Below are 26,058 nucleotides of genomic sequence, written 5' to 3' on the forward strand. Positions count from 1 at the left end.
GGGGGATTAGCTCAGCTGGGAGAGCACCTGCTTTGCAAGCAGGGGGTCAACGGTTCGATCCCGTTATCCTCCACCACCGATTGTGGTTTGGATATATAAAGCTTTGTTGTGAATTAGAGATTAGAAGCAAGCGTTATTAATTGAAGTTTGATTAAATGTTTGCTTCTGGTTTTTAAACATTAGTTTAACTACTAAGACTGCTCTTTAACAAAATGGAAGAAGTAAAGGAATATAGGTTGTGTGATGACAACTTATATTCAATGGGCGATATTATTTTTTAACCGGAAATAATATCGATTGATTGCAAAATCATAAATATTAAACGCAAGTTGAGAAGTTTAGGTTATTGAGTGATTGATAATTTAAGCGAATCTAACGAGGTTTGATAGTGCTTTAGAATTACCTGTAACGCGTGTCTCATGCACGACGAAATCTAGATTTAAAAAGGGTTTAGGTTTTAACGTTATAGGGTCAAGTGAATAAGTGCATATGGTGGATGCCTTGGCGATATCAGGCGATGAAGGACGTGATAGCCTGCGAAAAGCTTCGGGGAGCTGGCAAATAAGCTTTGATCCGGAGATGTCCGAATGGGGAAACCCGGCCGTAAGGTCATTCTCTTCTGAATATATAGGAAGAGTAAAGCGAACCGAGTGAACTGAAACATCTAAGTAACTCGAGGAAAAGAAATCAACCGAGATTCCGTAAGTAGTGGCGAGCGAACATGGAACAGCCTGTTATTTTTAGCAGACGCGATAGTAGAACGGAATGGAAAGTCCGACCGTAGTGGGTGATAGTCCCGTATACGAAATCCCGTTTGTGGAACTAGGGTAACGAAAAGTAGGGCGGGGCACGAGAAACCTTGTCTGAACATGGGGGGACCATCCTCCAAGGCTAAATACTCGATATCGACCGATAGTGAACAAGTACCGTGAGGGAAAGGCGAAAAGAACCCCGGGAGGGGAGTGAAATAGATCCTGAAACCGTATGCATACAAACAGTGGGAGCCTCGTAAGGGGTGACTGCGTACCTTTTGTATAATGGGTCAGCGACTTACATTCAGTGGCAAGCTTAACCGATAGGGGAGGCGTAGAGAAATCGAGTCCGAATAGGGCGAATCAGTCGCTGGGTGTAGACCCGAAACCAAGTGATCTATCCATGGCCAGGATGAAGGTGCCGTAACAGGTACTGGAGGTCCGAACCCACAAATGTTGAAAAATTTGGGGATGAGCTGTGGATAGGGGTGAAAGGCTAAACAAACTTGGAGATAGCTGGTTCTCTCCGAAAACTATTTAGGTAGTGCCTCGTATATCATTCTCGGGGGTAGAGCACTGTTATGGCTAGGGGGTTCATAAGAACTTACCAAACCATTGCAAACTCCGAATACTGAGAAATGCAATTACGGGAGACAGACCATGGGTGCTAACGTCCGTGGTCAAGAGGGAAACAACCCAGACCGACAGCTAAGGTCCCAAATGACGTGCTAAGTGGAAAACGAAGTGGGAAGGCATAGACAGCCAGGATGTTGGCTTAGAAGCAGCCATCATTTAAAGAAAGCGTAATAGCTCACTGGTCGAGTCGTCCTGCGCGGAAGATGTAACGGGGCTAAGCACGTAACCGAAGCTTCGGATGCCATATTTATATGGCATGGTAGGAGAGCGTTCTGTAGGCCTGCGAAGGTGTGCTGTGAGGCATGCTGGAGGTATCAGAAGTGCGAATGCTGACATGAGTAGCGATAAAGGGAGTGAAAAGCTCCCTCGCCGAAAGCCCAAGGTTTCCTGCGCAACGTTCATCGGCGCAGGGTGAGTCGGCCCCTAAGGTGAGGCAGAGATGCGTAGCTGATGGGAAACAGGTTAATATTCCTGTACCTCTATACAATGCGATGTGGGGACGGAGAAGGTTAGGTCAGCCGGGTGTTGGATGTCCCGGTTCAAGCGTGTAGGTTGGTTCTTTAGGCAAATCCGGAGAGCTAAGACTGAGACGTGATAACGAGTCTGCTTGCAGACGAAGTGATTGATACCATGCTTCCAAGAAAAGCCACTAAGCTTCAGTTGTATAAGACCGTACCGCAAACCGACACAGGTGGGCAGGATGAGAATTCTAAGGCGCTTGAGAGAACCCGGGAGAAGGAACTCGGCAAATTAGCACCGTAACTTCGGGAGAAGGTGCGCCCCGGTAGTGTGTAGAGATTTACTCTCGAAGCACGATGGGGTTGCAGTGAAAAGGTGGCTGCGACTGTTTAATAAAAACACAGCACTCTGCAAACACGAAAGTGGACGTATAGGGTGTGACGCCTGCCCGGTGCTGGAAGATTAAATGATGGGGTGCAAGCTCTTGATTGAAGTCCCAGTAAACGGCGGCCGTAACTATAACGGTCCTAAGGTAGCGAAATTCCTTGTCGGGTAAGTTCCGACCCGCACGAATGGCGTAACGATGGCCACACTGTCTCCTCTCGGGACTCAGCGAAGTTGAAATGTTTGTGAAGATGCAATCTCCCCGCGGCTAGACGGAAAGACCCCATGAACCTTTACTGCAGCTTTACATTGGACTTTGACAAGATTTGTGTAGGATAGGTGGGAGACGTTGAAGCGGAGTCGCTAGATTTCGTGGAGTCAACCTTGAAATACCACCCTGATGTTGTTGAGGTTCTAACCTAGGTCCGTAATCCGGACTGGGGACCGTGTATGGTAGGCAGTTTGACTGGGGCGGTCTCCTCCCAAAGAGTAACGGAGGAGTGCGAAGGTAACCTAGGTACGGTCGGAAATCGTACTGATAGTGCAATGGCATAAGGTTGCTTGACTGCGAGACGGACAGGTCGAGCAGGTGCGAAAGCAGGTCATAGTGATCCGGTGGTTCTGTATGGAAGGGCCATCGCTCAACGGATAAAAGGTACTCTGGGGATAACAGGCTGATTCCTCCCAAGAGTTCATATCGACGGGGGAGTTTGGCACCTCGATGTCGGCTCATCACATCCTGGGGCTGTAGCCGGTCCCAAGGGTATGGCTGTTCGCCATTTAAAGTGGTACGTGAGCTGGGTTTAAAACGTCGTGAGACAGTTTGGTCCCTATCTGCCGTGGGCGCTGCAAGTTTGAGGGGACCTGCTCCTAGTACGAGAGGACCGGAGTGGACGCACCTCTGGTGGACCAGTTATCATGCCAATGGTATAGCTGGGTAGCTAAGTGCGGAAGAGATAAACGCTGAAAGCATCTAAGCGTGAAACTCGCCTCGAGATGAGACTTGCCTCTGGCTTTAAGCCAGCTAAAGAGTCGTTCAAGACCAGGACGTTGATAGGTCAGGTGTGGAAGTGCAGTAATGCATTAAGCTAACTGATACTAATTGCTCGTGAGGCTTGATCCTATAACCTTAAAACTTAGACTAAAATCTAAGCAAGGTGTAGTTCAAAGCAATATGATTTGGCAATCATCTAGAAATAAGAAACACAAGTTGTTTCATACCCTAATCCCATTGAAAACAAGCGTAAAACGCTTGCATCCTTTACTTCTTCCAATTTGTTAAAGCAGGCTGAGCAAAAACTCAGCACCATGCATAACATTACCAGTTATGTTTGGGGACAATAGCGGTTTGGAACCACCCCTTCCCATCTCGAACAGGGCCGTGAAACGAACTTGCGCCAATGATAGTGTACTCTTCGTATGCGAAAGTAGGTCATCCCCAAGCTCCTATTCTAAAAAGGCCTCAGCACTCGCGTGTTGAGGCCTTTTTTATTGCCTCAAAATATCTGAAGGCGATGCATCGCATAGTCACATCGGTAGATACAACGCAGGCAGAGATGCTCCGCTTGTAAAAAACTGCTCATTCTGGAAATCAATACTTTGCATTTTGCGGGCAGAAAAAAACCCGGTGCAAGCACCGGGTTAAAGTCTATTTAGATATGCTCAAAATAGACTGCCATGAAATCTGTACTGCTTATTGTTTGCACCGCTTGGGCGGTTGTTAATTAGAGTCTTCTCCCTCGTTTTAAGCATAGTAAAAGACTCGCGGGCCGCTGTCATTGACCCAAGTGGGCTATTAAAAAATGAGGGTGAATTCCTGGTGATTTGCTGCGTTACGTTGCTTGCTAGGCATCGCATGTCCAGCTTTGAATTTAAAAGGAAATTTGGTATAATCGAAATGATAGATGGGCGTTACGCCCATTTTTTGTTTTCGGACGTAACGTTTTGAATTAAGGGCGCGTATGCAAAACCTGCATTCGGTGGTTGAAAAGACGGTTACCCAGTTGGGGTATGAGTTGGTTGACTTTGAAACAGCCAATCGTGGCAAGTTGCTGCGCGTGTTTATCGACAAACTCACGCCAAAAGACAATAAAGACAGTGTGACGATTGATGATTGCGTGTTGGTCAGCAATCAGCTCGGTAATGTATTGACTGTCGAGCTGGATATTGATTATGACCGTCTTGAAGTGTCCTCTGCCGGTTTGGATCGTGTGCTGAGCAAAGAGGCGGATTTTTTGCGCTTTGCCGGTGAGCGTGCGCAAATCAAATTGCGCATTGGTATTCAGGACGATGGCCCTAAAGCGACAAAAACCAGCCTGCCAAGAAAAACATTTCTGGGGCTGTTGCAAGGGGTCGAAGAAGGTAAGGTAGTAGTTGAGTGCGATGGCTGGATCTATAGATTGTCGCTGGATAATATTGATAAGGCTCGTTTGAGCCCTGTCTTTGATTAATTTGTTATAGCTAATCCGTACGGTGAGTTGGAGATTACGATGAGTCGTGAATTATTGTTGTTGGTTGATGCCCTTGCACATGAAAAAAATGTGGATAAAGAGGTGATTTTTACTGCCTTGGAACTGGCATTGGCTTCGGCAACGAAAAAGAACCATGAAGAAGGTGCTGATATCCGCGTTGAAATTGACCGCGAAACCGGTGAGTACGCAACCTTTAGACGTTGGCAATATGTGGAATACGACCTGCTGGAAAGCTCTGCTTACCAATTCGATGAAGAGGATGAGCGTGCAGCCAGCAGACAGATTGGTGATTACTACGAAGAGCCATTAGAGTCGATCTCCTTTGGCCGTATCGGGGCACAAGCTGCCAAGCAAGTGATTTTGCAGAAAGTGCGCGAAGCTGAGCGCGAGCAAATGATTCAGGATTTCCTGGCCCGCGGTGAGAGCCTGGTGACTGGCGTGATCAAGCGTATGGAAAAAGGCAATGCGATCATCGAAGTTGGTCGTATTGAGTGCCTGTTGCCTCGCGAAGCCATGATCCAGAAAGAAAACCTGCGTGTCGGTGACCGTGTGCGTGCTTATCTGTCTCGCGTCGATCGCGGTGGCCGTGGCCCGCAACTGATACTGTCACGCGTGGCGCCAGATTTCCTCAAGCGCTTGTTTGAGCTGGAAGTGCCGGAAATTGAAGAAGGTTTATTAGAGATTCGCTCTGCGGCACGTGACCCGGGCTTGCGCTCTAAAATTGCGGTTAAAACCAATGATCAACGCCTGGATCCAGTTGGTACTTGCGTTGGTATGCGTGGTTCACGCGTACAGGCAGTCACGTCTGAGCTCGGTGGTGAGCGTGTAGATATCGTGTTGTGGAGTATGGACCCGGCGCAGTTTGTGATCAATGCACTGGCCCCGGCTGAAGTGACCTCCATCGTGGTTGATGAAGATGCGCACAGCATGGATGTGGTTGTGAATGAAGAGCAGTTGGCCGTCGCCATTGGCCGTAACGGTCAAAACGTACGCCTGGCTTCAGAGTTAACCGGTTGGAATTTGAATATTCTGACTGAAGAAGCAGCTGCACAGAAGAGCCAGGATGAATACGCCAAGATCAGCCAGCTGTTTATTGAAAAGCTGGACGTGGATGAAGAAGTGGCTGATATCCTGGTACAAGAGGGCTTTAGCACGCTGGAAGAAATCGCTTATGTGCCATTGGCTGAAATGTCTGAAATCGAAGCATTTGATGAAGATACCATCAACGAGTTGCGCTCGCGTGCACGTGCGGCTTTGCTGACAGAGGCCATTGCCAAAGAAGAGAAGGTCGAAGAAGACACCAACGACTTGATGACACTGGACGGCATGGATGCAGATACAGCCCACAAACTGGCTGCGAGCGAAATCCATACCAGTGAAGATCTGGCTGAGCTGGCCGTCGATGAGTTGGTCGAGTTGACAGGAATAGATGAAGAGCGTGCCAAGTCATTGATTATGACCGCACGTGCACCTTGGTTTAAGTAACCTATGCGGTTAAGACATCATGCATACATCTTAATTAAAAAATAAAGTAATTGAACTGGAGCAGTACATGGCACTTTCAACCGTCGCACAATTTGCCGCAGAGCTGGGTCTTCCAACGACTCTGCTCATCGAGCAACTGAAAAGCGCAGGCGTTAATAAAACGTCTGTGGATGATTTTTTGGAAGAAGGTGACAAGGCTGCCTTGCTGGATTACTTGCGTAAAGAGCATGGTGCGGCGAATGCCCCCAAAAATAAAATCACTTTAACCCGCAAACAAAACACCGAGATCAAAAAACTCGATAGTTCAGGTAAAGCACGCACCATTCAGGTAGAAGTACGCAAAAAACGCGTGCTGGAGCGCCCGGAGCTTGGCTATGACCAGCCGGTAGATGCTGCGTACGATGAAGCTGAAAGTGTTTTGCCTGAGGTGTTGGAAGAGCTGCCACCAGAAATTGAAGAAGTGGTTGTCGAAGCGCCTGTGGTGGAAGAAGTGCCTGAAGTGTTACCAGAGCCGGAACCTGAGCCAGTTGAAGCGCCTGTTGCTGAGGCTGCGCCTGTGGCTGAAGCCCCAGTGGTCGTGAAAAAAGCGGCTGTGCTTTCTGCACAAGAAATTGCCTTGCGCGAGAATGAAGCTGTGCGCGCTGCCAAATTGGCTGCCCTGCAAGCTGAGGATGTGAAGCGTAAGCAGGCATTGACCCTGCGTCGTGCTGAAGAAGAGGCCAAACGTCAGGCTGAAGCAGAAGCGGCTAAAAACAAACCGGCCGCGACCAAATTGTCTGAAGGTACATTGCACAAGCCAGCCAATAAAGTCGCTGACAAGCCTGAAAGCAAAGACAAGAAAGCCAAGACCGATAACCGCGATTGGACTGACAACGAAAATAAAAAACGTGGCATTAAAACCCGTGGTGATGCCCCTGCTGGTGGCGCCCAAGGTTGGCGTACCCCTAAAGGCAAGCACCACAAATCAAGCAAAGATGATCAGCACGCATTCAATGCGCCAACTGAGCCCTTGATCAAAGAAGTCATGGTGCCTGAAACGATTTCAGTGGCTGATTTAGCACATAAGATGTCAGTGAAGGCTGCCGAAGTGATTAAGGCCTTGATGAAAATGGGCATGATGGTGACCATCAACCAGGTCTTGGATCAAGACACCGCGATCATTCTGGTTGAAGAAATGGGCCATAAGGCACAAGCTGCCGCCGCTAACGATCCGGAAAGCTTCCTGGAAGAAACCGAAACGGTTGAAGCCGTGATGCAAGCGCGTCCACCTGTCGTTACCGTCATGGGTCACGTTGACCATGGTAAAACCTCGTTGCTGGACTATATTCGTCGCAGCCGTGTTGCATCTGGCGAGGCCGGTGGCATTACACAGCATATCGGCGCTTATCACGTAGAAACCCCGCGTGGCATGGTCACTTTCCTCGATACCCCGGGTCACGAGGCCTTTACCGCCATGCGTGCACGCGGCGCCAAAGCGACTGATATTGTGATTCTGGTGGTGTCTGCCGATGATGGCGTAATGCCGCAAACCATTGAAGCGATTCACCATGCCAAGGCAGGTAACGTGCCTATCGTGGTCGCGATCAACAAGGTCGATAAACCAGAAGCGCAGCCAGAGCGCGTCAAAAGTGAACTGATTACACATGAAGTGGTGCCGGAAGAATATGGTGGTGAAGCCATGTTCCGTGAAGTGTCCGCCAAAACCGGTAAAGGGATTGATGAGTTATTAGAAGCTGTGTTGTTACAGGCTGAAGTACTTGAATTGATGGCACCACAAAACACCCCGGCCACCGGCCTGGTGATTGAAGGTCGCCTGGATAAAGGCCGTGGCCCTGTGACTACCGTATTGGTACAGTCCGGCATATTACGCCGCGGCGATATGTTGCTGGCGGGTACTGCTTATGGTCGCGTACGTGCCATGTTGGATGAGAACGGCAATGACATTAAAGAAGCAGGTCCTTCTATTCCGGTAGAAGTGCTTGGTTTGTCTGATGTACCGAGTGCCGGTGAAGAGACGATTGTGTTGAATGACGAACGTAAGGCACGTGAAATTGCATTGTTCCGTCAAGGCAAGTTCCGTGATGTGAAACTGGCTAAACAGCATGCAGCCAAGCTGGAAAATATTTTTGAAAATATGGGTGAAGGCGCAGTGCAAACACTGAACCTGATTATCAAGTCAGATGTTCAGGGTTCTTTCGAAGCCTTGACCACCAGCTTGCAGAAACTGTCTACCAGCGAAGTGCGCGTCAATATTATTCATACTGCGGTGGGTGCGATCAGCGAGTCTGATGTGAACCTGGCTGCGGCGTCCAAAGCGGTGTTGATTGGCTTTAACGTGCGTGCTGATGCCGGTGCCCGTAAGCTGGTCGAGAACCTGGATGTAGACTTGCGTTACTACAACATCATTTACGAAGCGGTCGATGAAATCAAGGCGGCCCTGGGTGGCATGTTGGCGCCTGAGCAGAAAGAGCAAATGATTGGTACGGTAGAAATCCGTGAGGTTTACCGTATTTCTAAAGTGGGTGCTGTGGCTGGTTGTTACGTACAGGATGGTATGGTTAAACGTAACTCCAAAGTACGCGTGTTGCGCAACAATGTGATTATTCACACGGGTGAGCTGGATTCGCTGAAACGCTTTAAAGATGACGTTAAAGAAGTCAAAAACAACTTCGAGTGCGGTCTCTCTCTCAAGAACTACAACGAGATCGAAGTGGGCGATATCCTGGAAGTCTACGAAGTCGTTGAAGTGGCTAGAACGCTGTAATGGCCAAGGCATTTTCCCGCAATGACAGAATCTCTGAGCAAATGCGCCGTGAACTGGCGGATTTGCTCATGTTCGAGGTCAAAGATCCGCGCGTGCAGATGGTCACCTTGACTGGCGTCGAGGTGACTGGTGACATGGCGCACGCCAAAGTTTTTTATACGGCGCAAAAAAATAGTAAAGGCTTGCAGGCTGGTCTGGAAAAAGCGGCTGGTTTCCTGCGTTCGCAATTGGGTAAGCGCATGATGATACGCACTGTGCCACAATTGCATTTTGTCTATGACGAATCCATAGACCGCGGCATGCATATGGATAAGCTGATCAATCAAGCTTTGTCCGATACGCCTCCGCAAGACTAATTTTTATCCTCTTCAGCTATGCAAATCAAACGCATTAAACGCGCCATCAGTGGCGTGTTATTGCTCGACAAGCCATATGGCTTTTCCTCCAACCAGGCCTTGCAAAAGGTCAAATGGTTATATCAGGCGCAAAAAGCCGGGCATACCGGCACGCTGGATCCTCTGGCAACCGGTGTCTTGCCGATTTGCCTGGGCGAGGCAACCAAGTTTGCACAGCATTTAACCGATGAAAATAAAACCTATGTCGCCACAGTCAAGTTTGGTGTCACCACAACGACTGGCGATAAAGAAGGTGACGTGATCAGCCAGGTGGACTGTCATATCACGCGCGAAGATGTTGAGCGTGTGTTGCCGCAATTTATGGGTGAAATTACCCAGGTGCCGCCCATGTATTCGGCACTTAAAGTGAACGGTAAGCCTTTATATGAATACGCGCGCGATGGTGTCGAGCTGGAGCGTGCGCCACGCCAAGTGACTATTCATGCGCTACGCGTGCTGGGTTGTGCGGATAACAGTGCAGAGATTGAAGTGTGCTGTAGCAAGGGCACTTATATTCGCACCCTGGGTGAGGATATTGGTAAATTCTTGCAGGCAGGGGCGCATTTAACGGCTTTACGCCGCACGGCGACCGCCACTTATCAAATTGCGCATACAGTGAGCATTGAAGCACTGGAGCAGATGACCGCTGAACAGCGCGATGCCTTGCTGCTGCCGGTAGATACGGCGATCACGGCTTTACCCAAAATCCTGCTGCAAGAAGATGCGGCTTATTATTTTAAACAGGGCAATCCGGTGTGGGTGTCAGGCAGTATTCCGGCAGGTGAGCTGCGCATTTACAGTGAAGCTGGCCTGTTTCTTGGGGTTGGTTTTCAGCAGCGTGATGGTCGCGTCGCGCCGAAGCGCGTCGTCAATCTATAAGCTGACCAGCTGACTTGCCACTGCCGCGGCAAGTTTCTACAATCATAGGCTTAGTCTATTGGGCCAGTATCCATGAAGCGATGCCTTACTCCGCTTGTGTTGAGTCTCTTGCTGCCTTGTTTGCCTGCAGCCGTCGCGCAAGGTGACGTATCCGCCGTCCCGGCCAAGACGACTATTAGCATACTGTACGACACACGTTTTGAAGCGCATGATCCTGGGCCCGATCACCCGGAGCAAGCGCGCCGCGTCAGTGCGATTGTGGAGCGATTGCAGCATAGTGCGTCATTGCGGCCGTTTTTACGCTGGCCTGCGTTTGCTGCGGCTACGCGCGCAGACTTATTGCGTGTGCACAGTGCCGCCTATCTGGATTTACTGGATGCCGAACAGGCTCGCGTCCATGCCGGAGCGCATCAATTGCTTAGCACCGGTGACACCGTGATCTCACAGCATTCGGTAGCCGTGGCAGCATTGGCTTCCGGTGCCGGGATAGCCGGTATCGATGCGCTGATGACACAGCAGTCAGCGGCGGCATTTGCCCTGGTACGGCCGCCCGGGCATCATGCCACCCGCGAGCGTGGCATGGGATTTTGCCTGACCAATCATATCGCCGTCGCCGCGCGTTATGCGCAACAACGTTATGGCATTCAACGCATTTTAATTGTCGATATCGACGTGCATCATGGCAATGGCACCCAGGCGATTTTTGAGGCAGATAACAGCGTTTTTTATTTCAGCACCCATCAGCATCCCTTGTATCCTGGCAGTGGCCGTCCCTCTGAGCAAGGTATTGGGGCCGGGGTTGGTTATACGATGAATGTGGACGTGCCACCGGGGAGTAACGAACACATTCTGTTGCATGCATTAGAGCAGCAGTTGGCACCTGCCATGCGGCAGTTCCGCCCGCAACTCATTCTGGTGTCAGCCGGACTGGATGCGCATGCTGGTGATCGTTTGGGCGCGTTGCAATATTCTGATGAAGGCTATGGCAGAATCGCTACCCGTATTAAACAGCTGGCGGATACCTATGCGCAAGGACGTATGCTGTGGATGCTGGAAGGCGGTTATGTGCCCGCGCAAAACGCCAATGCCGTGGAGTCTATCCTCGCGGCATGGCTGCATTAGGCGTGACCGTTCACTCAATTGTCATAAATATATGTTAATATATTCAATATGTTAAAGCGTTTTTATGTCTATTTCCTGTTGTCGGTGCTGTTTGCCATTGCGCAAACCGGCATTGCCACGCACGAAATCAGCCATATCAAAGAGCTGACGCAACAGTCTCAGCCTGACAAAAAACAAGGCAATGAACCTTGTACCTTGTGTATCAGCCTGGCACATGCTGCAGCTGCGCTGACACAAACGCCGCAGTGGAGTTTGCCTCCGCTCAACGGGTTTACGCCTCCAATCGCCGCGGTGTTCGCGGTCGTGACCAGTTGCGTCGCCGTTTATTCTGCGCGCGCCCCACCTTTCATTATTCCCGCCTGATATTAATCGCGCTCCTGGATTGGCATTAGCCATCTCTGGCGCTTATTTATTCTGAGTACAGTGCAACGCGCACTGTCTCTATCGTGTCTGGAAATAACAATGAATATGATCAACAGCATGGCGCCACATTCCTGGCGTCAAAAACCGCTATGGCTAGCGATGATGGCCGCATTAACCACCCCTGTCTTCGCTGCAGATAACACTTCAAACATCGATCTTGATCAAGTCCCGGTCACGGGTAATCCTTTAGGTGTAGCCTCGGATGATATGGTCGTCCCGGTGTCGGTGATTGGTGGTCGCGAATTAAGTTTGCGCCGACAGGGTACATTGGGTGAAACGCTTAATGGCATTCCAGGCGTTACTTCAACACAGTTTGGCCCCAATGCTTCACGCCCGATTATCCGCGGCATGGATGGCGAGCGTGTACGTATCATGCAAAACGGTGTGGGCGTGCTGGATGCGTCCTCCCTGAGTTTTGACCATGCCGTTGGTATTGATCCGCTGATTATTGAACAAATTGACGTGGTGCGCGGCCCTGCGGCTTTGCTTTACGGCGGTAGCGCCATGGGTGGTGTGGTGAATGCGATTGACCACCGTATTCCCAAAGAGTCACTCGATGGCTATACCGGTCGTGCGGAGGCGCGGTTTGGCGGGCCGGATAATACCCGTAACGGGGCGGCAGTGATGGATGTCGGTAACGGCGTATTTGCGCTGCATGCAGATGTTTACAGCCGCGAAACCAGTGACCTGGAGATTCCTGGTTATGCGGTTTCAAAACGTAAAAGTCGTGCAGACGGCACGGCGCGGGATAGCAAAGGCAATGGCAAACTGAATAATAGCGATGCGCTCGCTAATGGCGGTGCATTAGGCGCGGCCTGGACCTTTGATACCGGTTACCTCGGCGTGTCTTATGCAGACTCCAATAATAACTATGGCACGGTGGCAGAAGACAATGTGCGCATTGACATGCAAAACAAACGCCTGGAGTTAGCGGGTGAGGTGCGTGATTTAAAAGGGCCCTTACAAAAACTCAAGCTGCGTATGGCGCATACAGACTATCAGCACGTTGAACTGGAAGATGGCGTGGTCGGCACTACGTTTAAGAACCGCGGTGTCCAGGGTAGCCTGGAAGCGACGCATGCTTCTTTTGCCGGGATTAATGGCGTGTTGGGTTACCAGTTCCAGAATACGCGTTTCCAGGCCCTGGGCGAAGAGGCCTTTGTGCCGAGTGTGACCACGCAAGATCAGTCTGTGTATGTGTATGAAGAGTATGCGATTAATCAGCACAAGCTGACGTTTGGTGGCCGTACGGGTGAAACAACCGTTAATTCGGCGGATAGTGCTAATTTTGGCACAGGGCAAAATAAAAGTTTTAATCCTAGCAGCTTTGCCTTGGGAGGGCTGTATGCCATTAATGACAGTTGGAACGCCACGTTCAACCTGTCACATAACGAACGTGCGCCAAGTTATTTTGAGTTGTATGCCAACGGAGCGCATATTGCCACTGGCCAATTTGAGGTGGGTAGCACGCAGCTTAAAAAAGAGCGTTCGAATGGCATAGATGCGCAACTGAAATGGAAGTCGGGAGGCAACAGCGTCACTTTGGGCGCTTATGCGACCAAGTTCCAAAATTTCATTGGCGTGTTTAATACAGGCAACTCGGTGCTGGTTGATGGCGAATTGTTGCCTGAAGCTGAATTTAGAGCTGTCCCAGCCCTATTTAAAGGCGTGGAGCTGGAAGGCAAGTTTGCCTTGAATGATGAGTGGGCGCTGAAGTTGCGTGGTGACTATGTGCATGCCAAAGACACGCGCAATAATGACTATCTGCCGCGTATCTCACCTTTGCGCCTGGGTGGCGGCCTGGATTACCATCTGGGAGGCTGGAATGCGCGTGTAGATGTGTTGCATGCCTTTAAGCAAAACGATGTGGCTGAGAACGAGTTGAAAACCAACGGTTACACCAACCTGAGTGCTCTGGTTGCGTACAAGTTGCCTGTGAAATATCACGTCGAGTTATTTGCCAAAGCCAATAACCTGCTCAATGATGAGATTCGCGAACACGCATCTTTCCTCAAGGATATTTCGCCAGCAGGCGCACGGTCTATCCTGGTTGGTGCCAGGGCTGATTTCTAAGGTAAATTGATGAATAAAAAAGGTTGGCAATGCCAACCTTTTTTATTGGTGCACCTATTATTGAGTGACATTAAGCTAAGCTAGCAGGATCAAGCCCCATACTACGCCCAGGTTAATCAGTGCCAGTAATACGGCCGCGCTGCCAATATCCTTGGCGCGCTTGGCCAATGCGTGGCGTTCAATGGACACACGATCAACCACGGCCTCCACGGCTGAGTTCAGTAACTCGACAATCATCACCAACAGTACACTGCCGACCATCAGGATACGGTGCAAGGCTTCTGCTTCGAGATAAAATGCCAGTGGAATCAATACCAGTGACAGCCAGACCTCCTGGCGGAAGGCATCTTCATGTTGGTAGGCGGCTTTAAAGCCATCCATGGAGTAGCCAAAAGCATTGATTAAGCGACGAAAACCAGTTTTGCCTTTAAACGGGCTTTCCTGGTGGCTAGATGATTGATTGTTTTGCATGGATTATCTCTAAAATGCGACATCAGATTTTAACATGCGCTATGATAGCGCTTTTAGCAGTGTAGTGAGGAACGAACATGGCAAGATTGGTGCAATGTGTGAAACTGGGCAAAGAGCTTGAGGGCATGGATTTCCCGCCTTATCCCGGTGAGTTGGGCAAAAGGATTTATATGCACGTCTCCAAAGAGGCCTGGGCAGGCTGGTTGAAGCAGCAAACCATGCTGGTTAACGAAAACCGTTTGAGCCTGGCTGATGCCAGCGCCAGAAAGTATTTGGCTGAACAGACTGAAAAGTACTTCTTTGGCGATGGTGCCGATGTCGCGAGTGGTTACGTGCCGCCCAGCGCTTAATGCATCAGCTTGATAGCCGCGATTAAAAAAAGCACTCCTGGGAGTGCTTTTTTGTTTTAAATCCATTTTAGGATTGCGTTTCGCGCTGAATGTCTTCCAGGCTGGTGTGGCGTACATCTTTGCCTTTCACCATATAGACGACGTATTCAGAAATGTTTTTGGCATGGTCGCCAATACGCTCAATCGCTTTCGCTACAAACAGCACTTCCAGTGACATGGAAATGGTGCGTGGATCTTCCAGCATAAACGTGATCAGCTGACGCATGGCGGCGCGGAATTGCTCGTCCACTTGCTCATCCTGCTTGGCCACTTCAACCGTCTGGCTCACGTCCAGGCGGGCGAAAGAGTCTAATGAGGTGCGCAGCATTTCACGCACAATTCCGACCATGGTTTTAATCTCGTTAAAACGTGGTTTGTACATGCGGTCTTGTTCGTAGATGCGCTGTGCCGTACGGGCAATTTTGGTGGCCTCGTCGCCAATACGCTCGAGGTCGGTGATGGTTTTGACCATCATCATGATCATGCGCAAATCACGTGCAGCAGGTTGTCTGCGGGCAATGATATGGCTGCAATCTTCGTCGACTTGTACTTCGAGTGCATTGACGCGCGTGTCACGCTCCATTACATCCTTAGCCAGATTCACATCGGCACTGGTGAGTGCCTCCAGCGCATTCACAATCTGCTGCTCAACCAGTCCCCCCATTTCCAGAACCTTGGCACGTACTGATTCCAGTTCAACATCGTATTGCTTAGAGGTATGTTCAAATTGCATGACAAATTTTCCTAATTATTGTGCCGGTGCAGATTACCAGCACAATATGACAACTTCATGATAATTTTGCAATTACTTTGTCAGTGTCTTGACACCGTTTGGTGTGGCCAGCAACAAGACGTTAGCTGGGCGGGCTGCAAACAGGCCGTTGGTGACGACGCCAACGATGGCGTTGATTTTGGCTTCCAGTGCGATCGGGTCGCTAATGGTCAGGCCGTGTACGTCCAGGATCAGGTTGCCGTTATCTGTGGTGAAGTCACGCAACTGTGGTTGGCCGCCCAGTTTGACCAGTTCGCGAGCGACATGGCTGCGAGCCATTGGCAACACTTCTACCGGCAGCGGGAACTTGCCTAATACTGGTACGAATTTGCTTTCGTCGCAGATACAGATAAAGGATTTCGCTACGGCAGCCACGATTTTTTCACGGGTCAACGCACCACCACCACCTTTGAGCATATGCATGTGTTCGGTGATTTCATCGGCACCGTCTACATAAATATCCAGGCTGTCGACGCTGTTCAAGTCAAATACTTCGATGCCGTGGGCACGCAAGCGTTGTGCCGTCGCTTCTGAGCTGGCCACCGCGCCGGTAATTTTATGTTTTACTTTGGCTAGTTCATCAATAAAGAAATTGGCGGTTGAGCCTGTGCCCACGCCGATAATGCCATCTTTTACATAAGTCACAGCGGCTTTCGCTACTTCCAGTTTCAGTGCGTCTTGTTGTGCTTTATCCATTGCCATTTGCTTCAATCCTTGATTAATTCTTTATAATACAAACAATTCTCTATCATACACTGCAACCCTGCGGTTTTAAAATCTTAACGCCTTTCATGACCATCAATTACCGCGAAAAAATCGAACACTCCCAAGTCTATGCTGTGGCCAGACACACGCCTTTGGATGAGATGCCTAACCTGTCTGCGCGCTTTAAAAATCGGGTGTTATTGAAGCGTGAAGATATGCAGCCGGTGTTTTCATTCAAGCTGCGAGGTGCTTATAACAAAATGGCCAATTTATCGCCCGATGCACTGGCACGTGGTGTGATTTGTGCCAGTGCCGGCAACCATGCGCAAGGTGTGGCGCTGAGTGCGCAAAAAATGGGCTGCCGTGCCGTGATTGTGATGCCGACGACAACCCCGGCGATCAAGGTCAATGCGGTGCGTTCGCGCGGGGCCGAGGTGGTGCTGTTTGGCGATAGTTATTCTGATGCCTATGCGCATGCCCTCAAAGTAGAGCAAAGCGAAGGCCTGACCTTTGTGCACCCTTATGATGACCCGGACGTGATTGCCGGTCAGGGCACGATTGCGCTGGAAATTGTGCAGGATCACCCGGAGCCGATAGAAGCGATTTTCTGCTGCGTTGGTGGCGGCGGTTTACTGGCGGGTATCGCGGCGTATATCAAAGCCGTGCGCCCAGAAATCAAAGTCATTGGCGTCGAGGCGCAAGATGCCGAAGCGATGACGGAGTCAGTTAAACTTGGACAGCGCGTGATGCTGGAGCAAGTCGGTTTGTTTGCTGATGGCGCCGCGGTGAAGCAGGTGGGCGAGCATACCTTTGCCCTGGTGCAGCAGTATGTTGACGAGATGATTGTGGTCGATAATGATGAGGTGTGTGCCGCGATTAAAGATGTGTTTGAAGACACGCGCAGCATTCTTGAACCTGCCGGTGCCTTGGCCTTAGCTGGCTTGAAAGCCTACAGTGAAAAACACCAGTTGCAAGGCAAAACCATGATTGCCGTCGCTTCTGGCGCCAATATGAATTTTGACCGTCTGCGCTTTATCGCTGAGCGCGCCGAGCTGGGTGAGCATCGCGAAGCCGTGTTTGCCGTGACGATTCCTGAAACGCCGGGGGCGTTTAAAGCTTTTTGTCGCCAATTGGGTAGCCGGAATATCACTGAATTCAATTACCGTTTTTCTGATAACAAGCAGGCGCATATTTTTGTTGGCCTGGCCGTGCATAACCCGGCGGAGGCGACTGAGATCGCCAGCACATTGGAGGCTGCGGGCTTGCCAACGCTGAATTTGAGCGATAACGAAATGGCCAAGCTGCATTTGCGCCACCTGGTCGGTGGGCATGCGCCGCAAGCGCAAAACGAAGTGGTTTACCGCTTTGAGTTTCCGGAGAAGCCGGGCGCATTAATGAACTTTCTCGAATCTATGGGTCACAACTGGAACATCAGTTTGTTTCACTACCGCAATCATGGCGCCGATTTTGGCCGCGTGCTGGTGGGGATGCAGGTGCCACCAGAAGATAAAACGGCTTTTGAGCAGTTTTTGCAGCAACTGGGTTACCCTTACTGGGATGAAAGTCAGAACCCTGCGTATCGCTTGTTTTTAGGGTAGTTGGTTATAAATAGCCAACATGGTGGCTGTTTGCAGCCTTTGTTGGCGGTGATGATGTGAAAAATAGTCGTGGGCCACGGTTTGTCGGCAAGTATGATTCTTGCTGCAACCATAAGCTTTAATAAAAAAATCAGGAGATAAATGCAATGTTGAATTCATCAATGGCGCGTCGCACGCGCATGAGCTTGCTGTTGCTGGCTTTGGTCGCCAGCGTGGCGGCCTGTAACAAGCAGGAAGCGTCCACTGAGGCGGCAGCCCTGGCGGCTGAAAGCGCTGCATCTGGCGCCGTGGCTTACGTGTCTACCCAGGATGCTGGCGTTAGCGTGATTGATCTGGCAACCATGCAGGTCACCAGGCAAATTGACGTCAAGGCACAAGGACCACGCGGCCTGGCGGTGACGGACGATGGCAAGCAGTTAGTCGTTGCCACGCGTGAGAATGGCAGTGTTTCTGTTATTGATACGGCCACCGGCGAGGTTGTGAAGCAAATTGAGGTGGGTAAAAACCCTGAGTTCGTGCGTATTAGCGGTAACTTTGCTTATGTGTCGTCTGAGCCAAGCGCCAAAGCAGGTCCGCCACCTAAACCAGGTGAAAAGCATGAAGAAGACGATGACGACGATGATGAAAAAATTCCGGCCAAAATTGCAGTGGTGGATTTGAGCAAAGGCGAAAAAATCCGTGAAATTACCGGCGGCCCGGAAACGGAAGGCCTGGAGTTTTCAGTAGATGGCAAGCAGTTGGTGATTACCAATGAAGCAGATAACACCGTGACTGTGCATAACATTGAGAGCGGCGAATTGGTTAAAACCGTGAGTACCCATGAATATGGTGATCGCCCACGTGGTATTAAAGTGTCGCCTGATGGCAATACCTATCTGGCGACGCTGGAGTTTGGTAACAAATTTATGGTGATGGATAAAGACTTTAATGTGGTGCGCACTGTGGATACGGCTGACACACCTTATGGCATTGCTTACGACAGCAAAGGCGAGCGCATTTTTGTGGCCACCAATAAAGCCAAATTGCTGCAAGTGTTTGATGCCAAAACCTTTGAGAAGGTAAAAGAAGTGCCGACCGGTAACCGCTGCTGGCATTTCAGCTTTACGCCAGACAACAAAAATATCCTGTTAGCGTGTGGCAAGTCTGACGCCGTATTTGTGATTGATGCGGAGAAGCTGGAAGTGACTAAGCAAGTGGAAGTGAAAAACATGCCGTGGGGCGTGGTCACTTTCCCGAAAGCCATGGGTAGCCTTGAACAGGCGAAATAAGCCAATCGCTTTGTCGTGAAAAAGCCCGCAATTGCGGGCTTTTTATTTAAACGTTTTGATTTGAAACGAGGCGCGGGCTTAAGCGCTGCGTTTGCGGATCCAGAAGGTGAACACGCCTTCGGCTTCCTGCATGTCCAGCAAGGTATGGCCAGTTTGGCGGCAAAAAGCGTCAAAGTCTTTTTTGGAGCCAGGATCTGTGGCGGTGATTTTGAGTACTTGTTCGGCGGTCAACTCATTCAGGGCCTTTTTGCAGCGCAGGATGGGCAATGGGCAGTTCAAGTTGCGGGCATCAAGATCTTTATCAAATTGCATGAGCTTTCCTGAAAATAAATTAAGCCGCTTGTATGGGAAGGCCTGCACGCGCCCAAGCCAGGATGCCGCCTGCCAGGTGTGAAACATCGGTGCGGCCTTGCGCCAGCGCAAATTCGCCTGCAGACACCGAGCGCACGCCGCTACGGCAATAAAACACAATTTTTTTGTCTTGGGGAAACTGGTCGAATACGGCGGTCAGGTTGCCTAAAGGCACATGCAGTGCGCCGGGCAAAATGCCGGAAACCAGCTCGTGATCATTGCGGATATCAACAAGCAGCAATGATGGATCATTTAGTAATGGGTGTAACTCATCCGGTGTTAAGTGTTTTAATGACATCAACAAACCCAGAAAAAGAAGTGCGCCGAGAGGCAGGTAAGGAAGTGGTGGCCAGAGGCAGAATCGAACTGCCGACACGAGGATTTTCAATCCTCTGCTCTACCGACTGAGCTATCTGGCCAACAGCAATTTGGGCATGTCCCGAATCGCAAGACGCGCATTATAGCAAAGATCGCCGAGAATGCACACAAAAGATAAAAAAAATCCTGATATGCTGCACATGGGTTATTTTATGCCGCTTGCGAGCTGGTTGAATCATGCTCAGTGTGGCCGGTTTGGCAGTTTATTGAAACAATCTGCGCCAGGGTGAGTCACAAAAGTGAGGGCTGGTTAATGGTATTGGGTGAGTGTAGAAAGTAGGATGAAGCGTATGTCGAATGCCATCATGATTTTGGGTGAAGTGCTGGGGGATGTGTTTCCCGAGCAAACCATTATAGGCGGCGCGCCTTATAACGTCGCCAGGCATTGCCATGCCTTTGGGCTGGAGGTGCATTTGCTGACTTCGGTGGGCAAAGATGCGCTGGGCGAGCGTATTGTCGCCGAGATGCAGGATTGCGGCTTGTCGATTGCTGGCGTGCAACAGTCTGATAGTTTGCCCAGCGGGCAGGTCATGGTGCATTTGGGCGCACACGGTCACCGCTTTGAAATTCTGGATCAGCAAGCCTACGATGACTTGCAGTGGCCGCCGGTGCAAGCCTTAACCAAGCAGCATCCGCCACGCCTGGTGTATATCGGCTCGCTGGCATTGCGGCATGCGCCTATGCAAGCGCTGGCCGACCAATGGCTAAAGATGTGTACAGCCACGGTTTTTTGTGACATTAACTTGCGTGCGCCATGGTATGACGCGCACAGCCTGCGCCAGGTATTGCAGGCTGCAGATATCCTGAAGATTAATCATGAAGAGTTGCCGGAGGTGTGCGCGCTGGTGGGCTTGCCTGTGTCGTCAGATATTAACGACCTGGCGCGGCAGTTACTAATGGTGTTCGGTTTGAGTGAGGTGTTTGTCACCTGTGGCGAGCAGGGCAGTTTCTGGCTGGATGCTTATGGTAATGGTTTTAGGGCGCCGCCGATGAAATTGCAATCGCCTTTTGTTGATAGCGTGGGGGCGGGGGATGCGTATACGGCAGTGGTTATCCGTGGATTGCTGGCCGGTTGGTCGCGGCAAACCATGCTGACACGTGCGGCCTGGTTTGCCGCCTCGATTTGCGGCATTCGTGGCGCGGTGCCAGCCCAGGCAGGTTTTTATGATGATTTCTTATAGCTTGTATCTAGGCCATGAGTCAGAAATTAATTCATAAAAACAGCAGCTTAATCCTATAAAAGACTATGCAAGGCAGAGACTTGCCGATATAATGCGCGGTTCGTGTAATTTGAATGTCGGCGTGGTAAGGCAAATAGGTTGCTTGGCTGCCGCGACATTGACGCTAACTCAAAGGAAAAAAGATGGCTGTTACCGCAGAACAATCCGCAAAAATCATTAAAGAATACCAACGCAGTGAAGGTGATACCGCAAGCCCGGAAGTACAAGTGGCTTTGTTGACTAACCGTATCACTTATCTGACTGAGCACTTCAAATCCAACAAAAAAGACAACCACTCACGTCGTGGTCTGTTGGCCATGGTTAGCCAGCGTCGTCGTTTGCTGGACTACCTCAAAGGTAAAGACGTTAGCCGCTATCAAACGCTGATCGAGCGCTTGAACCTGCGTAAATAATTTGGTTGAAGTGTGACACTTAACACTGTTCACTTTTAACGAAATAAAAGCCGATGGCATGGTGATTGCCTCGGCTTTTTTGCTTTAAAAATCACCAAAACGCGGTGGCTTCTGTGAGTGCGTTGCAACTGGATAAGCAGGTGCAGCGTGTTGATGGAAGTCACCACAAATCGGGAAATACAGCCGTCGCGTGTCGGGCAACCCAATGAAGAGCGCCCAAACGCAGTAAGCGAATGCTGTATTTTCATTATTGAGATTGGCTATTAGGTAGTGAATAGCCATGGTAGAGAAAAGGAAAAATATGTTTGAAATTACTAAAAGAAGCATCCCGTTTGGTGCGCATACCCTGACATTGGAAACAGGTGAAATTGCACGCCAATCTGATGCTGCAGTGATCGTCAGCTACGGGGATACCGTTGTGCTGGTGGCTGTGACTGCCAAGCGAGAAGTGAAAGAGGGTCAGGATTTCTTCCCATTGACCGTGGATTACCAAGAGAAGACTTATGCGGCTGGCCGTATTCCTGGTGGTTTCTTCAAGCGCGAAGGCCGTCCTTCTGAAAAAGAAACACTGACTGCACGTTTGATCGACCGTCCATTGCGCCCGCTGTTCCCTGATGCCTTCTATAACGAAGTGCAGGTAGTGGCGACGGTGCTGTCACTGGATCCGGAAATTGATTCCGATATCCCGGCTGTGATCGGAGCATCTGCTGCGCTGGCGTTGTCTGGTATTCCTTTCTACGGCCCATTAGGTGCGGCACGAGTAGGTTATATCAATGGTGAATACGTATTAAACCCTGATGTTTCATTGCTGAAAGACTCCGCATTGGACCTGGTGGTTGGTGCAACTGAATCTGCGGTGATGATGGTTGAATCTGAAGCCAAAGAGCTGTCTGAAGAAGTGATGCTGGGTGCCGTAGTGTTTGGTCACGAGCAAATGCAGCCAGTGATCAAGGCCATCAACGAAATGGCTGCCGAAGCTGGTAAAGATGCCTGGGACTGGACACCGCCAGAGCCAGACACTGCGTTGATCGAAAAAGTGGCTGCGATTGCTGCTGACGACATCAATGCTGCGTTCAAGATCAAATCTAAAGGTGAGCGTTCTTCCACACTGGATGAAATCAAGTCACGTGTCATGGGTACTTTGATTACGGAAGAAACTTCTACGCTGGAAGCCAACAAGATTAAAGACGAGTTCTTTAAACTGGAAGCTAAAACCGTACGTAGCCAGATCCTGAATGGCGAGCCACGCATTGACGGCCGCGACACACGCACTGTGCGCCCGATCACCATCCGCTCAGGCGTATTGCCACGTACACACGGTTCCGCCCTGTTTACACGCGGTGAAACACAAGCGCTGGTAGTCGCTACATTGGGTACTGGCCGTGATGAGCAAATCATTGACGCACTGTCTGGTGAGTACACTGACCGCTTTATGTTGCACTACAACATGCCTCCTTACGCAACTGGTGAAACAGGCCGTGTGGGTACACCTAAGCGCCGCGAAATCGGCCACGGTAACCTGGCTAAACGTGCTTTGAAAGCAGTATTGCCTAAAAAAGAAGACTTTGACTACACCATGCGTGTGGTGTCAGAGATCACTGAGTCTAACGGTTCCAGCTCCATGGCGTCTGTCTGTGGTGGTTGCTTGTCCCTGCTGGATGCTGGTGTGCCATTGACTGCACACGTCGCTGGCGTGGCAATGGGCCTGATCAAAGAAGGCAACCGTGTTGCTGTACTGACCGACATTCTGGGTGACGAAGACCACCTGGGTGATATGGACTTTAAAGTGGCTGGTACCGACAAAGGCGTGACCGCCCTGCAAATGGACATCAAAATCACCGGTATCACGGCACAAATCATGCAAGTGGCACTGGCACAAGCCAAAGAAGGCCGCGCGCACATCCTGGGCCTGATGAAAGAGGCTGTGTCAGGTGTTAACACCGAAATGTCACAGTTTGCACCACGCATCATCAGCATGAAGATCAATCCGGACAAAATCCGTGACGTGATCGGTAAAGGTGGCGCAGTGATTCAAGCACTGACCAAAGAAACCAACACCAGCATCGACATCGAAGATGACGGTACCGTGAAAATTGCATGTACCAATGCGGATGAAGGTGCTGAAGCCCAACGCCGTATTGCACAAATCACGGCTGAAGTTGAAGTCGGCCAGATCTACGAAGGCCCAGTGGTCAAGATTCTGGACTTCGGTGCTGTCGTGACTTTGTTGCCAGGTAAAGATGGCCTGGTACACATTTCACAAATTGCCCACGAGCGCGTCAAAGCGGTGAGCGATTACCTCAAAGAAGGTGACATCGTGAAAGTGAAAGTGGTTGAGCTGGATGACAAAGGTAAAGTGCGTTTGAGCATGAAAGCGTTGATCGATCCACCTGCAAGAGAAGAAGCACCAGCGGCTGAATAAGTCGTCTGTTGTTAAAAAAGCCCGCGTCAGCGGGCTTTTTTGTGCCTTCCTGTCATGAAATAGCGGGTAAAAATATGTTTGCGTCAATATACGTATAGGTCATTGTGGTCCACTGCTTCATAATGCCATCGTATGAATAATAAAAAAAAGATCATACGATAGAGGGTAAGTACACCGATGACAAAATATTCAAAGATTGCCATGGCAATGGCAGGGCTGTTTGCCAGCGTACCCACGCTGGCTAATGAGTCTATAGACTTGGAGGAAATCCAGGTGCGCGCGCATTACGACAACGCTGTTGGTTCATCAGATGCTGCCAGTGAAGGTAAAGTCAACGCTAGCCTGATTAAGAACCGGCCAATTGCGCGCATTGGCGAGATACTTGAATTCGTGCCCGGCATGATCGTGACCCAGCATAGCGGCAGCGGCAAAGCCAATCAGTTTTACCTGCGTGGTTTTAACCTCGACCACGGCACAGACTTTGCCACCTATATGGACGAGATGCCGGTCAATATGCGCACCCATGCGCACGGCCACGGCTATACCGATTTGAATTTCCTGATTCCCGAGCTGGTCAGCCATTTGCACTACAAAAAAGGCCCTTACTCGGCAGAGGAAGGCGATTTTTCATCGGCGGGCGCGGCGCATTTGCATTTGCTGAATCAGTTGCCACAGGGCATCGCCAGCCTAACGGTGGGGAGCTACGATTACCAGCGCATGCTGCTGGCAAACTCGGTGGCTGTGCAACAAGGCCATTTACTCTATGCGCTGGATGTCAATCACTATGATGGCCCCTGGCAGGTGGCAGAAGGCGTCAGGAAATACAATGGCTTGCTGCGTTACAGCGAAGGTGATGCACGTGATGGCATGACGCTGACTGCAATGGCGTATAAAAACCGCTGGAATTCGACCGACCAGATTCCATTGCGTGCTGTACGCAGCGGTCAAATTGGGCGTTTTGATGCGATTGATCCGAGTGATGGCGGCGACTCGTCACGTTACAGCCTGTCGTTTGCCAAGCACCACCGTGATCAGCATGGTGGCTGGCAAATCAATGCCTATGCCGTCCGCTCCAAGCTTGATTTATTCGGCAACTTTACCTATTTTCTAAGTGATCCCGTCAATGGTGACCAGACTGACCAAAGTGAACAGCGCACCATGCTGGGCCTCAACCTCAGCAAGTCTTGGCTAGGTGAAATTGCCGGGATGGCGATGGACAATAAACTGGGCTTGCAAACACGGTATGACAAGTTGTCACCAGTGGCGCTCTACAAGACGGCGCAAACGCAGCGTTTGTCCCAAATACGGTCAGATAAAGTAGAGGAAAGCAGTGCCGGTGTTTATGCTGAAAACACGCTATGGTGGCATGAGAAGTTACGCACGGTGGCAGGCTTACGTTATGATCGCTACCAGTTCGATGTCAAAAGCAGCCTGGCAGGTAACGCGGGTCATGTCGGCGATGGCATTGCTTCACCCAAGTTTTCGGTCATTTTCGGGCCGTGGGCGAATACAGAATTTTTCTACAATATTGGCAAAGGTTTTCATAGCAACGATGCGCGCGCTGCCACGCAAACCCGCCTGCTAGATGGTTCTGCTGCCTTGCCTGTTACCCCTTTGGTGAGCACTCGTGGTAGCGAGATCGGTGTCAGAAGCGAGTGGGTGCCTGGCTTGCAAAGCTCTTTGGCCATCTGGCAATTGGATATGGACTCCGAATTGTTATTTGTTGGCGATGCCGGTGAAACCGAACCCAGCCGCGCCAGCCGCCGCTATGGTGTTGAGTGGAATAACCATTATGTCGTCAACGACTGGCTATTGCTCGATATGGATATTGCACTCTCCAAAGCCCGCTTCAGAGACCACGACCCAGCAGGGCAATACATCCCCGGCGCAATCAACAAAGTGGCCTCCCTGGGGGCGACAGTGACAAACTGGGGCAACTGGTTTGGCAGCATGCAATTACGCTACTTTGGCCCCAGGGCACTGATAGAAGATAATTCTGTGCGCTCAAACGCCACGTTCCTTACCTATGCCCGCATCGGCTACCGGTATAATCAACGCACCAGCCTGACACTGGATGTGTTTAACCTGTTTGACCGCAAGGCCAGCGATATCGACTATTACTATGAGTCGCAACTCAAAGGCGAGGCTGCACCGGTCAATGACATTCACTTTCACCCGGTAGAACCCAGAGCTGCACGACTCACATTGACCTATCAGTTTTAGCGAGG

20 protein-coding genes, 2 tRNA genes and 2 rRNA genes are annotated in these 26,058 nt (G+C 50.4%); 18 read left to right on the forward strand and 6 right to left on the reverse strand.

The features are described 5' to 3' along the window. The 11 genes from GQ52_RS05475 (at position 1) to GQ52_RS05525 (ending at position 13,843) form a co-directional block, all read left to right on the forward strand. Positions 1 to 76: transfer RNA gene (locus GQ52_RS05475), tRNA-Ala, on the forward strand. 393 nt (positions 77 to 469) lie between these two features. Next, positions 470 to 3,354: ribosomal RNA gene (locus GQ52_RS05480) — 23S ribosomal RNA — on the forward strand. A 207-nt stretch (positions 3,355 to 3,561) separates the two neighbouring features. After that, positions 3,562 to 3,675, forward strand: a 5S ribosomal RNA gene (gene rrf / locus GQ52_RS05485). 517 nt (positions 3,676 to 4,192) lie between these two features. Continuing rightward, positions 4,193 to 4,681, forward strand: a complete 489-nt coding sequence (gene rimP, locus GQ52_RS05490; protein WP_047515750.1) for a ribosome maturation factor RimP — start codon at positions 4,193 to 4,195, stop codon at positions 4,679 to 4,681. 39 nt (positions 4,682 to 4,720) lie between these two features. Continuing rightward, positions 4,721 to 6,187 (forward strand): transcription termination factor NusA, encoded by a 1,467-nt coding sequence (gene nusA, locus GQ52_RS05495; protein ID WP_019883793.1) that lies wholly within the window; start codon positions 4,721 to 4,723, stop codon positions 6,185 to 6,187. 67 nt (positions 6,188 to 6,254) lie between these two features. Further along, the gene (gene infB / locus GQ52_RS05500) at positions 6,255 to 8,951 is read left to right on the forward strand and encodes a translation initiation factor IF-2 (RefSeq protein ID WP_047515753.1); all 2,697 of its coding nucleotides are present in this window, start codon (positions 6,255 to 6,257) and stop codon (positions 8,949 to 8,951) included. Then, entirely contained in the window at positions 8,951 to 9,307 is a 357-nt protein-coding gene (rbfA, locus tag GQ52_RS05505; RefSeq protein ID WP_019883791.1) for a 30S ribosome-binding factor RbfA, read from the forward strand. The genes infB and rbfA overlap by 1 nt, the downstream gene beginning before the upstream one ends. Before the next feature lie 18 nt (positions 9,308 to 9,325). Then, a complete protein-coding gene (truB, locus tag GQ52_RS05510; RefSeq protein ID WP_047515755.1) occupies positions 9,326 to 10,225 on the forward strand; it encodes a tRNA pseudouridine(55) synthase TruB in 900 nt (299 codons plus the stop codon). 120 nt (positions 10,226 to 10,345) lie between these two features. Next, positions 10,346 to 11,347 carry a histone deacetylase gene (locus GQ52_RS05515; protein ID WP_235272989.1) on the forward strand — a complete coding sequence of 334 codons (1,002 nt, stop codon included), beginning with the start codon at positions 10,346 to 10,348 and terminating at the stop codon, positions 11,345 to 11,347. A 48-nt stretch (positions 11,348 to 11,395) separates the two neighbouring features. Continuing rightward, positions 11,396 to 11,710: a hypothetical protein gene (locus tag GQ52_RS05520; protein WP_047515759.1), complete on the forward strand. Its 315-nt coding sequence runs from the start codon at positions 11,396 to 11,398 to the stop codon at positions 11,708 to 11,710. A 99-nt stretch (positions 11,711 to 11,809) separates the two neighbouring features. Continuing rightward, a complete protein-coding gene (locus GQ52_RS05525; RefSeq protein ID WP_047515761.1) occupies positions 11,810 to 13,843 on the forward strand; it encodes a TonB-dependent receptor in 2,034 nt (677 codons plus the stop codon). Positions 13,844 to 13,918: 75 nt separating this feature from the next. Here the strand turns inward: GQ52_RS05525 and GQ52_RS05530 are convergent, their stop codons facing one another. Beyond that, a complete protein-coding gene (locus tag GQ52_RS05530) occupies positions 13,919 to 14,314 on the reverse strand; it encodes a diacylglycerol kinase (protein WP_019883786.1) in 396 nt (131 codons plus the stop codon). Positions 14,315 to 14,391: 77 nt separating this feature from the next. On the opposite strand from GQ52_RS05530, the gene GQ52_RS05535 reads away from it, so the two are divergent. After that, positions 14,392 to 14,664, forward strand: coding sequence for an oxidative damage protection protein (locus GQ52_RS05535; RefSeq protein ID WP_019883785.1), 273 nt, complete (start codon positions 14,392 to 14,394; stop codon positions 14,662 to 14,664). 67 nt (positions 14,665 to 14,731) lie between these two features. Here GQ52_RS05535 and phoU read toward each other — a convergent pair whose 3' ends face one another. Continuing rightward, positions 14,732 to 15,436, reverse strand: coding sequence for a phosphate signaling complex protein PhoU (gene phoU, locus GQ52_RS05540; RefSeq protein WP_019883784.1), 705 nt, complete (start codon positions 15,434 to 15,436; stop codon positions 14,732 to 14,734). Positions 15,437 to 15,508: 72 nt separating this feature from the next. Continuing rightward, entirely contained in the window at positions 15,509 to 16,171 is a 663-nt protein-coding gene (rpiA, locus tag GQ52_RS05545) for a ribose-5-phosphate isomerase RpiA (RefSeq protein WP_019883783.1), read from the reverse strand. 95 nt (positions 16,172 to 16,266) lie between these two features. Between rpiA and ilvA the strand changes: the two genes are divergently transcribed. Both ilvA and GQ52_RS05555 read left to right on the forward strand, forming a co-directional pair. After that, positions 16,267 to 17,778: a threonine ammonia-lyase, biosynthetic gene (ilvA, locus tag GQ52_RS05550; protein WP_047515764.1), complete on the forward strand. Its 1,512-nt coding sequence runs from the start codon at positions 16,267 to 16,269 to the stop codon at positions 17,776 to 17,778. Positions 17,779 to 17,939: 161 nt separating this feature from the next. Beyond that, complete coding sequence (locus GQ52_RS05555; RefSeq protein ID WP_047515766.1) at positions 17,940 to 19,046, forward strand: glutaminyl-peptide cyclotransferase; 1,107 nt, start codon at positions 17,940 to 17,942, stop codon at positions 19,044 to 19,046. Between the two features lie 78 nt (positions 19,047 to 19,124). Here GQ52_RS05555 and GQ52_RS05560 read toward each other — a convergent pair whose 3' ends face one another. From GQ52_RS05560 to GQ52_RS05570, 3 genes are all read right to left on the reverse strand, one after another. Next, a complete protein-coding gene (locus GQ52_RS05560) occupies positions 19,125 to 19,358 on the reverse strand; it encodes a sulfurtransferase TusA family protein (RefSeq protein ID WP_047515768.1) in 234 nt (77 codons plus the stop codon). Positions 19,359 to 19,377: 19 nt separating this feature from the next. Further along, entirely contained in the window at positions 19,378 to 19,695 is a 318-nt protein-coding gene (locus GQ52_RS05565; RefSeq protein WP_033425686.1) for a rhodanese-like domain-containing protein, read from the reverse strand. Between the two features lie 45 nt (positions 19,696 to 19,740). Further along, positions 19,741 to 19,816, reverse strand: a tRNA-Phe gene (locus GQ52_RS05570). Positions 19,817 to 20,065: 249 nt separating this feature from the next. Between GQ52_RS05570 and GQ52_RS05575 the strand changes: the two genes are divergently transcribed. From GQ52_RS05575 to GQ52_RS05590, 4 genes are all read left to right on the forward strand, one after another. Further along, the gene (locus GQ52_RS05575) at positions 20,066 to 20,956 is read left to right on the forward strand and encodes a PfkB family carbohydrate kinase (protein ID WP_047515769.1); all 891 of its coding nucleotides are present in this window, start codon (positions 20,066 to 20,068) and stop codon (positions 20,954 to 20,956) included. A 182-nt stretch (positions 20,957 to 21,138) separates the two neighbouring features. Continuing rightward, complete coding sequence (gene rpsO / locus GQ52_RS05580) at positions 21,139 to 21,408, forward strand: 30S ribosomal protein S15 (RefSeq protein ID WP_019883778.1); 270 nt, start codon at positions 21,139 to 21,141, stop codon at positions 21,406 to 21,408. Between the two features lie 301 nt (positions 21,409 to 21,709). After that, the gene (gene pnp, locus GQ52_RS05585) at positions 21,710 to 23,830 is read left to right on the forward strand and encodes a polyribonucleotide nucleotidyltransferase (RefSeq protein WP_024930959.1); all 2,121 of its coding nucleotides are present in this window, start codon (positions 21,710 to 21,712) and stop codon (positions 23,828 to 23,830) included. 177 nt (positions 23,831 to 24,007) lie between these two features. Beyond that, on the forward strand, positions 24,008 to 26,053 hold the full coding sequence (locus GQ52_RS05590) for a TonB-dependent receptor (RefSeq protein WP_047515771.1): 2,046 nt from the start codon (positions 24,008 to 24,010) through the stop codon (positions 26,051 to 26,053). Positions 26,054 to 26,058 lie beyond the last annotated feature (5 nt).

Origin of the sequence: Methylophilus sp. Q8 (assembly GCF_000800115.1) — a bacterium.
Lineage (GTDB): Bacteria > Pseudomonadota > Gammaproteobacteria > Burkholderiales > Methylophilaceae > Methylophilus.

Excerpts from the sequence above, each read along its gene's own strand:
- rimP (WP_047515750.1), top strand. The coding sequence starts at position 4,193 with ATGCAAAACCTGCATTCGGTGGTTGAAAAGACGGTTACCCAGTTGGGG.
- nusA (WP_019883793.1), top strand. The coding sequence starts at position 4,721 with ATGAGTCGTGAATTATTGTTGTTGGTTGATGCCCTTGCACATGAAAAA.
- infB (WP_047515753.1), top strand. The coding sequence starts at position 6,255 with ATGGCACTTTCAACCGTCGCACAATTTGCCGCAGAGCTGGGTCTTCCA.
- rbfA (WP_019883791.1), top strand. The coding sequence starts at position 8,951 with ATGGCCAAGGCATTTTCCCGCAATGACAGAATCTCTGAGCAAATGCGC.
- truB (WP_047515755.1), top strand. The coding sequence starts at position 9,326 with ATGCAAATCAAACGCATTAAACGCGCCATCAGTGGCGTGTTATTGCTC.
- GQ52_RS05520 (WP_047515759.1), top strand. The coding sequence starts at position 11,396 with ATGTTAAAGCGTTTTTATGTCTATTTCCTGTTGTCGGTGCTGTTTGCC.
- GQ52_RS05525 (WP_047515761.1), top strand. The coding sequence starts at position 11,810 with ATGAATATGATCAACAGCATGGCGCCACATTCCTGGCGTCAAAAACCG.
- GQ52_RS05530 (WP_019883786.1), bottom strand. The coding sequence starts at position 14,314 with ATGCAAAACAATCAATCATCTAGCCACCAGGAAAGCCCGTTTAAAGGC.
- GQ52_RS05535 (WP_019883785.1), top strand. The coding sequence starts at position 14,392 with ATGGCAAGATTGGTGCAATGTGTGAAACTGGGCAAAGAGCTTGAGGGC.
- phoU (WP_019883784.1), bottom strand. The coding sequence starts at position 15,436 with ATGCAATTTGAACATACCTCTAAGCAATACGATGTTGAACTGGAATCA.
- rpiA (WP_019883783.1), bottom strand. The coding sequence starts at position 16,171 with ATGGATAAAGCACAACAAGACGCACTGAAACTGGAAGTAGCGAAAGCC.
- ilvA (WP_047515764.1), top strand. The coding sequence starts at position 16,267 with ATGACCATCAATTACCGCGAAAAAATCGAACACTCCCAAGTCTATGCT.
- GQ52_RS05555 (WP_047515766.1), top strand. The coding sequence starts at position 17,940 with ATGGCGCGTCGCACGCGCATGAGCTTGCTGTTGCTGGCTTTGGTCGCC.
- GQ52_RS05560 (WP_047515768.1), bottom strand. The coding sequence starts at position 19,358 with ATGCAATTTGATAAAGATCTTGATGCCCGCAACTTGAACTGCCCATTG.
- GQ52_RS05565 (WP_033425686.1), bottom strand. The coding sequence starts at position 19,695 with ATGTCATTAAAACACTTAACACCGGATGAGTTACACCCATTACTAAAT.
- GQ52_RS05575 (WP_047515769.1), top strand. The coding sequence starts at position 20,066 with ATGTCGAATGCCATCATGATTTTGGGTGAAGTGCTGGGGGATGTGTTT.
- rpsO (WP_019883778.1), top strand. The coding sequence starts at position 21,139 with ATGGCTGTTACCGCAGAACAATCCGCAAAAATCATTAAAGAATACCAA.
- pnp (WP_024930959.1), top strand. The coding sequence starts at position 21,710 with ATGTTTGAAATTACTAAAAGAAGCATCCCGTTTGGTGCGCATACCCTG.
- GQ52_RS05590 (WP_047515771.1), top strand. The coding sequence starts at position 24,008 with ATGACAAAATATTCAAAGATTGCCATGGCAATGGCAGGGCTGTTTGCC.